At 69.3% G+C, this 13,442-nt stretch carries 9 protein-coding genes; 5 read left to right on the top strand and 4 right to left on the bottom strand.

Features of this window, described 5'->3' with window-relative positions:
• Nucleotides 1–15 precede the first annotated feature (15 nt).
• Together Q0P60_RS04870 and Q0P60_RS04865 are read right to left on the bottom strand one after the other, a co-directional pair.
• Nucleotides 16–441: a DNA polymerase III subunit chi gene (locus tag Q0P60_RS04870; protein ID WP_004154132.1), complete on the bottom strand. Its 426-nt coding sequence runs from the start codon at nt 439–441 to the stop codon at nt 16–18.
• 82 nt (nt 442–523) lie between these two features.
• Complete coding sequence (locus Q0P60_RS04865; RefSeq protein WP_294989037.1) at nt 524–2,002, bottom strand: leucyl aminopeptidase; 1,479 nt, start codon at nt 2,000–2,002, stop codon at nt 524–526.
• A 104-nt stretch (nt 2,003–2,106) separates the two neighbouring features.
• Here Q0P60_RS04865 and lptF point away from each other — a divergent pair, with 104 nt between their 5' ends.
• Both lptF and lptG read left to right on the top strand, forming a co-directional pair.
• A complete protein-coding gene (lptF, locus tag Q0P60_RS04860; protein WP_294989034.1) occupies nt 2,107–3,189 on the top strand; it encodes an LPS export ABC transporter permease LptF in 1,083 nt (360 codons plus the stop codon).
• Nucleotides 3,186–4,292, top strand: a complete 1,107-nt coding sequence (gene lptG, locus Q0P60_RS04855) for an LPS export ABC transporter permease LptG (RefSeq protein WP_294989031.1) — start codon at nt 3,186–3,188, stop codon at nt 4,290–4,292. Before lptF ends, lptG begins: the two co-directional genes overlap by 4 nt.
• 121 nt (nt 4,293–4,413) lie before the next feature.
• Here the strand turns inward: lptG and Q0P60_RS04850 are convergent, their stop codons facing one another.
• Nucleotides 4,414–4,905 carry an RDD family protein gene (locus Q0P60_RS04850; RefSeq protein ID WP_294989028.1) on the bottom strand — a complete coding sequence of 164 codons (492 nt, stop codon included), beginning with the start codon at nt 4,903–4,905 and terminating at the stop codon, nt 4,414–4,416.
• Nucleotides 4,906–4,961: 56 nt separating this feature from the next.
• On the opposite strand from Q0P60_RS04850, the gene xerD reads away from it, so the two are divergent.
• Nucleotides 4,962–5,939, top strand: coding sequence for a site-specific tyrosine recombinase XerD (xerD, locus tag Q0P60_RS04845; RefSeq protein WP_294989025.1), 978 nt, complete (start codon nt 4,962–4,964; stop codon nt 5,937–5,939).
• A gap of 100 nt (nt 5,940–6,039) precedes the next feature.
• On the top strand, nt 6,040–6,825 hold the full coding sequence (locus tag Q0P60_RS04840) for a thioredoxin fold domain-containing protein (protein WP_294989023.1): 786 nt from the start codon (nt 6,040–6,042) through the stop codon (nt 6,823–6,825).
• Between the two features lie 95 nt (nt 6,826–6,920).
• On the opposite strand, the gene Q0P60_RS04835 is transcribed toward Q0P60_RS04840, so the two are convergent.
• On the bottom strand, nt 6,921–9,020 hold the full coding sequence (locus Q0P60_RS04835) for a glycosyl hydrolase family 18 protein (protein ID WP_294989020.1): 2,100 nt from the start codon (nt 9,018–9,020) through the stop codon (nt 6,921–6,923).
• Between the two features lie 507 nt (nt 9,021–9,527).
• On the opposite strand from Q0P60_RS04835, the gene purL reads away from it, so the two are divergent.
• Nucleotides 9,528–13,412, top strand: coding sequence for a phosphoribosylformylglycinamidine synthase (gene purL, locus Q0P60_RS04830; protein WP_294989017.1), 3,885 nt, complete (start codon nt 9,528–9,530; stop codon nt 13,410–13,412).
• The last annotated feature ends 30 nt before the right edge of the window (nt 13,413–13,442 follow it).

The raw sequence follows: 13,442 nt of genomic DNA, 5'->3' as shown, positions 1-13,442 counted from the left end.
AGGGCCGGGGCGCGCTTACATGTCGTGCTTGTTCAGGTCGTAGCCGGCGGCCTTGTACTGGCGCCAACGCTCGCGCAGCGGTTCGCGCGCTTCCGGATCGGCCGGGACCACCTCCAGCACGCGCTCGCACTGGCCCAGCCAGGGATCATCGCGCAGGTTGATGACCAGCGGGCGGGCCGGCGCCTCGGTGCCCGGCACCGCAATCAGCACCAGGGCCTCTTCCTCATCCATGTCCTCGCCGGCGATCTGGTGCGGGATGTAGGCATCGTCGTCGAACGCCCACAGCAGTTCGTCCAGTTCCTCGGCCTGGGCCTGGTCGCGGGCCAGCACCAGGGTGAACAACCCGGCGTCGTTGGCCTTGCGCGCCAGCTCGCAGACCAGGCGCAACGGCTCGGTCAGGAAGCGGGGCTTGGCGATCAGGTAGAAGTCGGCACGGGGCATGGCAGGATCCGGGTCAGGCAGGGGCCCGGCGCGGCCGGGCGAGGCCCTGGCCGGCGGTGGCCGGCCAGGGTCGGGTACGGCATCAGGCGCGGGCGACCTGGTCCAGCAGCCACTGGCTCAGCAGGCCGACCGGGCGGCCGGTGGCCATGCCACGCTTGCCTTCATCGCTGGCCACGCCGGCGATGTCGAGGTGGGCCCAGCGCTGGCCTTCGGCAAAGCGCGACAGGAAGCAGCCGGCGGTGATGGCGCCGGCCCAGCGGCCGCCGATGTTGTAGACATCGGCGAAGGTCGAATCCAGCATCGGCTGGTATTCGTCCCACAGCGGCAGGCGCCAGGCGCGGTCGAACACGTGCTCGCCAGCGGCCAGCAGCTCGTTGGCCAGGTCGTCGTGCTTGCTCATCAGGCCGGCGGTCTGGTGGCCGAGGGCGACCATGCAGGCACCGGTCAGGGTGGCGACGTCGACCAGTGCGGCCGGCTCGAAGCGCTGCGCGTAGGTCAGCGCGTCGCACAGGATCAGGCGGCCTTCGGCGTCGGTGTTGCCGACTTCGATGGTCTTGCCCGACATCGAGGTGATCACGTCGGACGGGCGGTAGGCATTGCCGTCGATGGCGTTCTCCACCGCCGGCACCACCACCACCAGGTTCAGCGGCAGCTTGGCGGTGACCGCGGCGACGAAGGTGCCGATGACGTTGGCGCCACCGCACATGTCGTACTTCATCTCTTCGATGCCGCCCTGGGTCTTCAGGTTGACGCCACCGGTATCGAAGGTGATGCCCTTGCCGACCAGCACGTACGGCTTGGCGTCGCCGGCGCCGGTCCACTTCAGCACGACCAGGCGCGGGCGGTTGGCCGAACCGCGGGCCACGGCCAGCAGCGAGCCCATGCCGAGGGCTTCCATCTGGGTCTCGTCGAGGATCTCGGCTTCGGCACCGTCGTGCCCGGCGGCGAACTTCACGCCGACCTCGGCGAGGTAGGCCGGGGTGCAGTAGTTCGGCGGCAGGTTGCCCAGTTCGCGGGCGAACTCGACACCGGCGGCAATGGCCTGGCCCTGGGCCAGGGCCTGCGCGTCGTCACCGGCGATGGCCAGCTGGGCCAGGCCGGCATCGTCGGCCTTCTTCTTGCCCAGGGTGGCGGTGTAGCGGTAGGCGGCATGATCGGCGGCGATCACCGCCTGGCGGATCGCCCAGGCCGCGTCGCGGTCCTTGACCGCCACTTCGGACAGGGTGAACAGCGCGCTGCGGGTGGCGCCGGCCTTGAGCGCGCGCACGGCGTCGCCGACCGCCTTCAGGTACTGCGGCACGCCGAAGCGGGCGGCTTCGCCGAGGCCGACCACCAGCACGCGCGGGGCGGTCACGCCCGGCAGGTCGTGCAGCAGGGTGGTGGCGCCGGTCTTGCCGGACAGGTCGCCGCGCTGGGCCAGGGCGGCCAGGCGGCCACCGCTGGCGGCATCCAGTGCCTGTGCGGCCGGGGTCAGGGTATGGTCGGCATACGCGCCGACCACCAGGCAATCAACGGTGGCGGCGGCCGGAGCAACGTGGTTCAGGGTGAATTCGAGGGCCATTGAGCAGATTCCATTGGCGAGTCCGTACAATCGCAGGCCGTTTACGCCCAGACAGTAGACTGGGCGGCACCGCGAACGAACCCCAGAGTTTAAACCACCGCCCCATGCTGAAGCTCGACCGATACCTGCTGGGCGATTTCGTCCAGAGTTTCCTGGCTACCCTGATCGTCCTGCTGGTGGTCAGCGTGGGCGGCGTGCTGGTGGACATCCTCGGCAACATCGCCGACGGGCGCCTGCCGGCCAAGCTGCTGTTCTCCCAGCTCGGCCTGCAGTTCATCGCCTACCTGCCGCTGATCCTGCCGCTGGCGCTGATGCTGGGCCTGCTGCTGGCGGTCGCCCGGCTGTACCGCGACTCGGAAATGGCGGTCATCACCGCCATTGGCGTGGGCCCCAAGCGCCTGCTGCGGCCGCTGCTGATGCTGGTGGTGCCGGTGGTGCTGCTGGTGGGCGCCTGCTCGCTGTGGCTGGGCCCATGGGCCGGCCGGGTGGCCGAACAGATGATCATCGAGGCCAACCGCAGCGTGCTGATGGCCGGCCTGGAGCCGGGCCGCTTCACCCAGCTGCCCAATGGCGGCGTGGTCTACCTGTCCTCGATCTCGCCCGATGGCACCCACTTGGGCAAGGTGTTCCTGCAACGCCAGAAGGGAGACCGCCTGGAGGTGGTGTCCGCCAACGGGGGCCAGATGTTCTTCGAGGGCAGCCGCCAGCGCTTCCTGGAACTGGATGACGGCCACCAGGTGGAAGGCCCGGTGGCGGGCGGGCTGGACTACCGGCTGGCGACCTTCGCCCGCAACGACGTTGCCCTGCCTGACGGCGCGCAGACCCGCACCGAGGATGATCCGGAACTGATGCCGACCCTGAAGCTGATCGGCGATGAGCGCCCGCAGGCGCAGGCGCAGCTGCACCGCCGCCTGGCGCCGCCGCTGATCGCGCTGGCGTTCGCCCTGCTGACCGTGCCGCTGGGCCGCAGTTCGCCGCGCCAGCAGCGCTACGGACGGATGATGCTGGCGCTGATGGCCTACATGGTCGGCACCAACCTGATGTTCATCGGCAGCGGCTGGATCGCCAACGGCAAGATGCCGGCCGCGCTTGGCCTGTGGTGGCTGACCCTGCCGCTGCTGGCGCTGTCGATCTGGATGTATGCACGTGATGGCCGCCTGGGCCGCCCGAAGGGAGCCCGCGCATGAGGCTGCGCCCGATGCGTTTCGATCTGTACCTGGGCCAGTCGGTGTTCACCACGGTGCTGCTGACCTGGGCCGTGCTGGTCGGCCTGGACGTGGTGATGGCGTTCTCCGGTGAGTTCAAGGACATCGGCAAGAACGGCTACACCCTGGGCCATGCCGCCGCCTGGGTGCTGTACACGGTGCCCCGACGCGCCTACACGATGTTCCCGACCGCAGCGGTGATCGGTGCGCTGATGGGCCTGGGCCAGCTGGCCGCGACCTCGGAGCTGACCGCGCTGCGCGCGCTGGGCCTGTCGCGCAAGCGGCTGAGCGTATCGGTGGCGATCGCGCTGTCGCTGCTGACCGCGGTGATGGTACTCAGCGCCGAGACCCTGGGGCCCTGGGGCCAGGACCGCGCCGACGCACTGAAGGCCAGCGCCAAGTGGGGCCGGGATATCTCCAGCAGCCGCTACTCGGGCCTGTGGGCCCGCGAAGGCGACACCTTCCTCAGCGCCGTTGGCGGCGAAGAGCAGCTGGTGGGTGACAAGGGCACGCGGCTGATCCTGCGCGACGTGCGCCTGTACCGGATCGGCGAGGATGGCAAGATCGCCTCGTTGACCCATGCCGACACCGCCGAGCACGACAAGGACGGCTGGGTGCTGACCGGGGTGCGCCGGGATACCTTCGGCGAGCGCTCGGCGACCCGCCAGGAAGTGGCGCGCGAGCCCTGGAATTCGAAGCTGGACCCTGCGGCGCTGGCCACCGGCATCGCCAAGCCGCGCAACCTGAGCCTGGCCGAACTGAGTACCAGCATTGCCTATCGCCAGCGCAACGGGCTGGATGCGCGTGATTTCGAGGACGTGTACTGGAGCCGCTGGTTCTACCCGGTGAACGTGCTGGCGCTGTGCCTGGCGGCGGTACCGTTCGCGTTCGGTTCGCTGCGCAGCGGCGGCATGGGCAAGCGGCTGTTCCTGGGCATCCTGTTCGCGCTGGGCTTCTGGCTGCTGCAGCTGTTCTTCGGCCGCATGGCTGGCGCGTTGAAGTTCGACTACCGCATTGCCTACGCCTTGCCGCCGATCGTGATGCTGGCGGTGTCCGGCCTGCTGTTCCGGCGCAAATCCGGCTGATCACTGTAGCGCCGAGCCATGCTCGGCTGCTTTGGGCGCATCACATGCCAGCCGGACACCGGCCCGGCTCTACGCCGCGGAATCGTAGCGGCGGGTCATGCCAGGCGTCGCGGTGAGCCCATCACCGCTTCGGGATGCGTAGCAGGCGGGTGCCGCTGGCGCGGTCGTGCCAGGTCAGGCGCTGGCGGTCGACCCAGGCCCACCAGAACCCCAGGCCGCCGAGCAGCAGCGACAGCGTGCCTACCGCGAACCGCAGCCACAGCTGCGCACGCCGCAGCGGCGCGCCATCGAGCGATTGCAGCTGCAGCCGCCACGGCCGCATGCCCAGCGTCTGCCCGCCACGCTGCCAGCTGGCCGTCGCATACGCGCCGGTGATCACCCAGCACACCGCCCAGAGCAGCCACTGCCAGGCACTGAACGGTGCGATGTTCTCGCGCTGGGCGTGGCCGCTGAAGGTGTAGGCCAGGGTGAACAGGGTGCTGGCCAGCATCCACAACGCCAGTACCGGCAGGGCGTCGTAGACCATCGCCAGCAGGCGCCAGGGCAACAGGGCACGCGGGCGGGGCATTTCGGTAACGGCCGCAGTGGCCGTGTCGGTGGCGGGGCGGGACATGCGCCGAGCATACGCAATGCTGGCCGCCTGCGCAGTCGCCCTCGTATCCTGCACGCATGGCCCTTGTTTCCACTCCCGCCGAACGCCGCCAGCTGGTCCAGCAGCTGCCCGAGCTGCGCAGCGACGACAGCGTGCGCATCCAGCGCTTCCTCGATGCGATCTGGGCCGAGAACGGCCTGGCCCGCGCCACCCTCGACAGCTACCGCCGCGACCTGGAAGGACTGGCCCGCTGGACCGACGGGCGCGAGGGGGGCCTGGCCGGCATCGGGCGTCCGGGGTTGTTCGACTACCTGGCCTGGCGTACCCGTCATGGCTGGTCGCCGCGCAGCAATGCACGCCTGCTGTCGGCACTGCGCGCGTTCTTCGCCGATGGCGTGCGTCGTGGCGAGCGCAGTGAGGATCCCAGTGCGTTGCTGGACCCACCGAAGCTGCCACGGTTGCTGCCCAAGGCGCTGGCCGAAAGCCAGATCGATGCGCTGCTGGCCGCACCGGATATCGACAGCGCGCTTGGCCTGCGTGACCGCGCCATGCTGGAACTGATGTATGCCGCCGGGCTGCGCGTGAGCGAGCTGGTGCTGTTGCCGGCCACCGCGGTGAACCTGCGCCAGGGCGTGCTGCGCGTCACCGGCAAGGGCAGCAAGGAGCGGCTGGTGCCGCTGGGCGAAGAATCCCAGCACTGGCTCGAGCGTTACCTGCAGCAGTCACGCCCGCAGCTGGTCGGCAAGGGCAGGGTGCAGGCACTGGCGGATGGGCAGACCCCGCTGTTCGTCGAGCCGGCACTGCATGCGCTGACCCGGCAGGCGTTCTGGCACCTGGTCAAGCGCTACGCGCAGGTGGCGGGCATTGATCCGGCGCGGATCAGTCCGCATGGGCTGCGCCACAGCTTCGCCACCCACCTGCTCAACCGAGGCGCCGATCTGCGCGCGCTGCAGATGCTGCTCGGCCACAGTTCGCTGTCCACCACCCAGATCTATACCCTGGTGGCCCGCGAGCACCTGCAGAAGCTGCACGCCCGCCACCACCCGCGCGGCTGAGCAGGGGCCTGAACCCCGGCTCCGGGCCGTGCACGGTGTCGCGGCCCGCTACCGGAGGCTGTGTCAGAATCCGGGGTCTTCCTCTGCTGCGGACTGCTCCATGCTCCGATTCGCCATCGCCGCCGTGTTCGGTGCGCTCAGCCTGACCGCCTGCGCCCAGCCGGCCCCGCCGGCCGCCACTGCGCCCGCGGCACCTGCTGCCAAGGCCAGCCCGGCCGCCAACACTCCGGCCGACCAGGCCGTGCGTGCCGCGCTGACCGCGCTGAACCCCGGCTTCCAGGTGGACTACATCGGTGCCGCGCCGTTCCCGGGGTTCCGCGAGGTCGTGGTGTCCGGCCAGCTGCTGTACGTCTCCGACGACGGTCGCTACCTGTTCCAGTCGCAGCCGTACGACACCCGCGCCAAGGGCCCGGCCAACAGCGAGGGCCTGCTCGGCTACCGTCGTGGCCTGCTGGCCACCGCCAACCACGGTGACCGCATCGTGTTCGCCGCGCCGAACGCGAAGTACACGATCAGCGTGTTCACCGACATCGAATGCGGCTACTGCCGCAAGCTGCACCAGGACATCGCCGAGCTCAATCGCAACGGCATCACCGTCGAGTACCTCGCATTCCCGCGCATGGGCCTGGGCAGCAAGGACTACATCGACATGATCTCGGTCTGGTGTGCGGCCGATCGCCGCCAGGCGCTGACCAACGCCAAGCGCGGTGGCAACGTGCCGGCCAAGAACTGCACCAATCCGGTGGCGATGCAGTACGCGCTGGGCCAGCAGCTGGGCGTGAACGGTACGCCGGCAATCTTTGCTCCGGACGGCACCCAGCTGGGCGGCTACCTGCCGCCGGCGCAGCTGCGCGCGGCGCTGGAGAAGCTGTCGGCCAAGCGCTGACGGCTGCTGGCCGGCCCCGGGAAACAACAGCCGAGCATGGGCTCGGCTCTACAGGTTTGAGGCCGGGGGCGCGTATCGCGCCCCCGGCTTTTGTTTTATTTCAGGCCATCACTGACCGCCTTGGTCAGCGTGCCCTGCGCATCGTCACCACTGAACTCCCAGACGAACGCACCGCCCAGGCCCTGGGTCTTCACGTAGCCCATCTTGCGGGTGATGTTGGCCGGGGTGTCGAAGCTCCACAGCGTGCTGCCGTTGTAGATCCAGGTGGCACCGGCGGTGTTGTCGGTGTAGCCCGGCCACGCCAGGTTCTTCAGCACCTTCCAGTCTTCGATGCCGGCCTCGTAGGTGCCCGGGGCGGCGCCGGTCGCGGTCTGGTACAGGCCGTTGTTGGCGTTGGCCACACCGGTCCAGCCGCGGCCGTAGTAGCCGATGCCCAGGTTGAGCTTGGCTGCAGGCACGCCACGGCTGATGAAGGCCTCGATGGCATCGTTGCTGTTGTAGAGCTTCTGGTCGCCGGTGGACGGATCATTCGGCGAATCGAACAGCGCCGACTGGTGATTGGTCTTCGCATCCCACGCGCCGTGGAAGTCGTAGGTCATCACGTTGATGTAGTCCAGGTACGGGTGGTACGCGGCCGGATCGGTGACGCGGATCTTGTCGATGCCGGCACCCACCGCCACCGTCAGCAGCAGGCCCGGACGCACCGCATCGAGCTGGCGGCGGAACTCGGCCATCAGCGCGGTGAAGTTGGCGTTGTCCTCCGGCTTGCCGCATTCGATGCCGCAGGCCACCGGGTACTCCCAGTCGATGTCGATGCCGTCGAACACGCCCAGTGCGGCACCGGCGCCACCGGCACCATCGGTTACCGGCAGGTTGCCCTTGATGTAGGCGTCGATGCACGAGGCGACGAAGGCCTGGCGGTTTTCCGGGCGCGCCGCGCTGGAGAAACCACGTGACCAGGTCCAGCCGCCCAGCGAGATCAGCACCTTCATGCCGGGGTACTTGGCCTTGAGCTGCTTGAGCTGGTTCCAGTTGCCGCGCAGCGGCTGGTCCCAGGTATCGGCGCTGCCGCTGACGCTCTCGGCGGCGCTGAAGGCCTTGGTGTAATCGGCGAAGGCATCGCCACCGGCACCGCTGTTCGGATCCGACGGCTGGGTGATGCCCACTTCGCAGCGGTTGTTGCGCACGTTGCCGAACGCATAGTTGATGTGGGTCAGGCGTGCCGCCGAGCCACTGCTGTCGATGTTCTTGACCCGGTAGTTGCGGCCGTAGATGCCCCACTGGGTGAAGTAGCCGATGACCCGCTTGCCGGTGGTGCCGCCGTCACCGGCCAGCGTGGTGGCGCTGATCTCGGTGCCCTGTGCCGAGGCGTTGCCGGCGTTGTCGCGGGCACGCACGCGGTAGCGGTAGGTGGTGGAGGCGGTCAGCCCGCCATCGACGTAGCTGGCGCTGGACGGCGAACCGACCAGGCTGCCGTTGCGGTACACGTCATAGCCGGCCATGCCGCTGCCACCGGCGTTGTCGGTGGACGGGCTCCAGCTGAGCGCGATGCTGCTGGCGGTACGGGTACCGACCGCCAGACCACCGGGCACGCTCGGTGCGGTGGTATCGCCACCGGCGGCGTTGACGGTGATGGTGATGGTCGGCGTGCTGGTGGTGGCGTTGTTGTTGTCGGTGGCCACCGCGCGCAGGGTGTGGCTGCCGGCGCTGGCATTGGCCCAGCTGGCCGCGTAGGGCGCACTGGTGGCCACGCCGAGCGTGCTGCCATCGCGGAAGAACTCGACCTTGGCGACGCTGCCATCCGGATCACTGGCGGTGGCGGTCACGTTGATCGTGCTGCCGGCGCTGAAGGTGGCACCGTTGGCCGGCGAGGTCAGGCTGACCACCGGCGGCTGGTTGGCGCCACTGCCATCGCAGGCGCCAAGGTTGGTGTAGTAGGGCGCACCGGCCGGATGGTCCGGCGGCGCGTTCCAGATGTCCTGGTTCGCCCGATAGAGGACGCCTCCTTTCTGCAGGGTATCGCCGGCCCGGTAGATCTTGGCCTGGTCCCACTGGGCCACCCCGGCACAGCTGGCGGCCTGCGCCAGGCCGGGCAGGGCGGCAGCACCGGCGGCCAGGGCGAGCAGCCAGGCCAGGCGGCGGGGACGACAGCTTCGGGTCGAACGTTCGGCACTGCGCACAATCGGGTCGTACATGGGTAAGTCTCCGATCAAAGGGCGCGCGGGCCCCGATGGCGCCGCGCGTGACGCAGGTCCGGGCGTCGCCCGGGAAGACGACGGAGGGGGCGGACGGGGTACCTGGGAGGCCGGGGAGAGAGTCCGGCACCAGGTGGGGACAACGTTGTCATCAAACGCGTGGTCAATCCGTGAGCAAGCGCATGGTTCGGGGATCCGGGGGGAGAGCGGCGCTGCGCGCGGCCGGCGGCCATCGGCGGAGCCCCCTCATGGCGGGTCGCAGTGCGATTTCATGGGGTTGGCCGGGCGGGTGGGCATCGCGGGGGACGCCGTAAACCCGTCCTTGGGGGCTTGGCCGCGGCATCCATGCCGCGGACACCCCCGCCATCCCACGGGAACCCCGCTTGCTTTGGCAGTTGCTGTTGCTGTTGCCCTGGCTTCGGCGGGTGCCGGGCGCCGCCCGGCCAAAGCCCATCCCCCGCTTCCGGTACAATGTCGGGCCCGTTTCCCAACTACGGTTCCCCGGACATGATGGTCCTCGAGGGCGCGCCCGCCCTGTCGCCGTTCCGCCGCGAACGTCTTGAATCCCGCCTGCAGTCCATCGCTCCCTCCCTGCGCATCAGTGGTGCCTGGCACGTCTACTTCGTGCAGCCCGAAGGTGCCGCCGCTCCCGACCTCACCACCCTGTGCCGGATCCTCGAAGCCGCGCCGCAGGCCGAGGCCGTTGCCGAAGGCGCGGTCAGCCGCATCGTGGTGCCGCGCCTGGGCACGCTGTCGCCGTGGTCGAGCAAGGCCACCGAACTGGTCCGCGGTGCCGGCCAGCCGGTGAGCCGGGTCGAGCGTGGCCTGCGCATCGATGTGCAGGGCTGGCCGGCCGACGCCGAGGCCCAGCAGGCGCTGGTCAAGGCACTGCATGACCCGATGACGCAATCGGTGCTGGAGACCGTGGAACAGGGCCAGGCGTTGTTCTCGGCGCCGGCCCGTGGCGAACTGGAACGCGTGCCGGTGGACCAGCTGGAGGCCGCCAACCAGCGCCTCGGCCTGGCCATGGCCCAGGACGAGATCGACTACCTGCGCGAACGCTTCACCGCGCTGGGCCGCTCGCCCTCCGATGTTGAACTGATGATGTTCGCGCAGGCCAATTCCGAGCACTGCCGGCACAAGATCTTCAACGCCAGCTGGACCATCGACGGGCAGGAGCAGGACCGCTCGCTGTTCCGGATGATCAAGAACACCCACCAGCAGACGCCGCAGCACACGCTCAGCGCGTACAGCGACAACGCAGCGGTGATCGAAGGCCATCCGGCCTCGCGCTACCGCCCGGACCCGGCCAGCGGCGAATACCGCCGCGAACCGCAGGTGCCCAGCGCGTTCCAGATCAAGGTTGAAACGCACAATCATCCGACCGCGATCGCGCCGTTCCCGGGCGCTTCGACCGGCGCCGGCGGCGAAATCCGCGATGAAGGCGCGACCGGCCGCGGTGGCAAGCCCAAGGCCGGCCTGACCGGCTTCTCGGTCTCGCACCTGCGCATCCCCGAGCTGCCGCAGCCGTGGGAGGCGCCGCGCGCGCTGAACCCGCGCATGGCACCGGCGCTGGAAATCATGACCGACGGCCCGCTCGGCGGCGCCGCGTTCAACAACGAGTTCGGCCGCCCGAACCTGCTGGGTTATTTCCGCAGCTTCGAGCTGCCGGAAGGTGCCGATCTGGTGCGCGCGTACGACAAGCCGATCATGCTGGCCGGTGGCCTCGGTGCCATCGACCGCGTGCAGGTCGACAAGATTCCGCTGCAGGCCGGCGATGCGGTCATCGTGCTCGGTGGTCCGGCGATGCTGATCGGGCTCGGCGGTGGTGCCGCCAGTTCGGTGGCCTCCGGTGAGAGTGCCGAGGACCTGGACTTCGCCAGCGTGCAGCGCGACAACCCGGAAATGGAACGTCGCTGCCAGGAGGTCATCGACCGCTGCGTGGCGATGGGCGCCGGCAACCCGATCAAGTTCTTCCACGACGTCGGCGCCGGTGGCCTGTCCAACGCCATCCCCGAGCTGCTGCACGACTCCAAGGTCGGCGGCGTCATCGACCTGGGCAAGGTGCCCACCGATGATCCGTCGCTGTCGCCGATGCAGCTGTGGTGCAACGAGTCGCAGGAGCGCTATGTGCTCGGCGTGGCCCAGGAGCGCCTGGCCGAGTTCGCTGCGCTGTGCGCCCGCGAGCGCTGCCCGTTCGCCGCGGTCGGCGTGGCCACGGCCGAGGAGCACCTGGTGGTGGCCTACGGTGCGGTGCCGGGCCACACCCCGGCCGAGGCACCGATCGACCTGCCGATGGACGTGCTGTTCGGCAAGCCGCCGAAGATGCACCGCGACACCGCGCATCCGCCGGCACCGCGCTGGCCGGCGCTGAAGACCGGCGGCCTGGACCTGCAGGACGCCGGCCTGCGCGTGCTTGCGCATCCGACCGTGGCCTCGAAGAACTTCCTGGTCACCATCGGTGACCGCAGCGTGGGTGGCCTGACCGCCCGCGAACAGATGGTCGGCCCGTGGCAGCTGCCGGTGGCCGATGTGGCGATCACCCTGGCCGACTTCGATGGCGTTGCCGGTGAAGCGATGTCGATCGGCGAGCGCACCCCGCTGGCGCTGCTCGATGCCGCTGCCTCGGCACGCATGGCGGTCGGCGAGGCATTGACCAACCTGTGTGCGGCGCCGGTTGATGCATTGGATGAGATCAAGCTGTCGGCGAACTGGATGGCCGCTGCCGGCCACCCCGGCGAAGACGCCCTGCTGTATGACGCGGTGAAGGCGGTGGGCATGGAACTGTGCCCGCAGCTGGACATCAGCATCCCGGTGGGCAAGGACTCGCTGTCGATGCAGGCGCAATGGCACGACCAGGGTGAAGCGCACAAGAGCGTGTCGCCGGTATCGCTGGTGATCTCCGCCTTCGCGCCGGTTGCCGACGTGCGCCAGCAGCTGACCCCGCTGCTCGACCGCGACGTGGAAAGCGAGCTGTGGCTGATCGGCCTGGGCGCCGGCAAGCAGCGCCTGGGCGGTTCGATCCTGGCCCAGGTGCATGCCGACCACGGCGACCTGCCGGCCTTCGCCGGCGCGGCCCCGGACCTGGATGATCCGCAGCGCCTGCGTGGCTTCTTCGAACTGATCCGCGACGCGCGCCAGGCCGGTCTGCTGCTGGCGTACCACGACCGCAGCGACGGTGGTGCGTTCGCTGCATTGTGCGAAATGGCCTTCACCTCGCGCCTGGGCCTGGATATCACCCTCGATGCATGGGGCGATGATCCGTTCCGCAGCCTGTTCAACGAAGAACTGGGTGCCGTGGTGCAGATCGCACGTGAAGACCGTGCCGCGTTCGCCGACCTGGTCGAGCGCCATGCGCTGACCGAATGCGCGCAGCGCATCGCCAAGCCGACCACCGCCCCGGTGGTGCGCGTGTCGCTGGGCGGCGAGAACCTGGCCGAGTGGCGCTGGGAAGCGCTGTTCGACGCCTGGTGGTCGGTTACCCATGCAATGCAGAAGCGCCGCGACAACCCGGCCAATGCCGATGCCGAGCGCGAGGTTGCCCGTGCCTTCAACGCCCCGGGCCTGAAGCCGAAGCTCAGCTTCGACCTCAACGAGGACGTGGCTGCACCGTTCATCAGCAGCGGCGCGCGCCCGCGCGTGGCGGTGCTGCGCGAGCAGGGCGTCAACGGCCAGATTGAAATGGCCAACGCGTTCGAGCGCGCCGGCTTCCGTGCATTCGACGTGCACATGAGCGACCTGATCGAAGGCCGCGTGGCCCTGCAGGACTTCACCGGCCTGGTCGCCTGCGGCGGCTTCAGCTACGGCGACGTCCTCGGTGCCGGCCGCGGCTGGGCGACCTCGATCCTGGAGCGCAACGCGCTGCGCGATGCCTTCGCCGCGTTCTTCGCGCGCGAAGACAGCTTTGCGCTGGGCGTGTGCAACGGCTGCCAGATGATGAGCCAGCTGAAGGGCATCATTCCCGGTGCCGAGCACTGGCCGCAGTTCCGCCGCAACGCCAGCGAGCAGTTCGAAGCCCGCACCGCGCTGCTGGAAGTGGTGGAATCGCCGTCGATCCTGCTGCGTGGCATGGCCGGATCGCGCCTGCAGGTGGCGGTGGCACATGGCGAAGGCCAGGCCGTGTTCGACAATGCCGTCGACCAGGCCGCCGCGCGCGTCTCGCTGCGTTACATCGATGGCCATGGCAACGTTGCCAGCCAGTACCCGCTGAATCCGAACGGTTCGCCGGACGGCATCACCGGCCTGACCAGCAGCGACGGCCGCGTCACCATCATGATGCCGCACCCGGAACGCACGCCGCGCGCGCTCAACCTGAGCTGGGCACCGGCCGAGTGGCAGGGTGATTCGCCGTGGATGCGCATGTTCCGCAACGCGCGGGTATGGTGCGGCTGATCGCATCGGATCGCGCAGGCTTCAATGCCA

It is taken from the genome of uncultured Stenotrophomonas sp. (assembly GCF_945952405.1).
Taxonomy (GTDB): domain Bacteria; phylum Pseudomonadota; class Gammaproteobacteria; order Xanthomonadales; family Xanthomonadaceae; genus Stenotrophomonas.
Note: the sequence above shows the minus strand (reverse complement) of the source record. Positions and strands in the feature narration are given on the sequence as shown.

Excerpts from the sequence above, each read along its gene's own strand:
- Q0P60_RS04865 (WP_294989037.1), bottom strand. The coding sequence starts at position 2,002 with ATGGCCCTCGAATTCACCCTGAACCACGTTGCTCCGGCCGCCGCCACC.
- purL (WP_294989017.1), top strand. The coding sequence starts at position 9,528 with ATGATGGTCCTCGAGGGCGCGCCCGCCCTGTCGCCGTTCCGCCGCGAA.
- Q0P60_RS04840 (WP_294989023.1), top strand. The coding sequence starts at position 6,040 with ATGCTCCGATTCGCCATCGCCGCCGTGTTCGGTGCGCTCAGCCTGACC.
- lptG (WP_294989031.1), top strand. The coding sequence starts at position 3,186 with ATGAGGCTGCGCCCGATGCGTTTCGATCTGTACCTGGGCCAGTCGGTG.
- xerD (WP_294989025.1), top strand. The coding sequence starts at position 4,962 with ATGGCCCTTGTTTCCACTCCCGCCGAACGCCGCCAGCTGGTCCAGCAG.
- lptF (WP_294989034.1), top strand. The coding sequence starts at position 2,107 with ATGCTGAAGCTCGACCGATACCTGCTGGGCGATTTCGTCCAGAGTTTC.
- Q0P60_RS04870 (WP_004154132.1), bottom strand. The coding sequence starts at position 441 with ATGCCCCGTGCCGACTTCTACCTGATCGCCAAGCCCCGCTTCCTGACC.
- Q0P60_RS04850 (WP_294989028.1), bottom strand. The coding sequence starts at position 4,905 with ATGTCCCGCCCCGCCACCGACACGGCCACTGCGGCCGTTACCGAAATG.
- Q0P60_RS04835 (WP_294989020.1), bottom strand. The coding sequence starts at position 9,020 with ATGTACGACCCGATTGTGCGCAGTGCCGAACGTTCGACCCGAAGCTGT.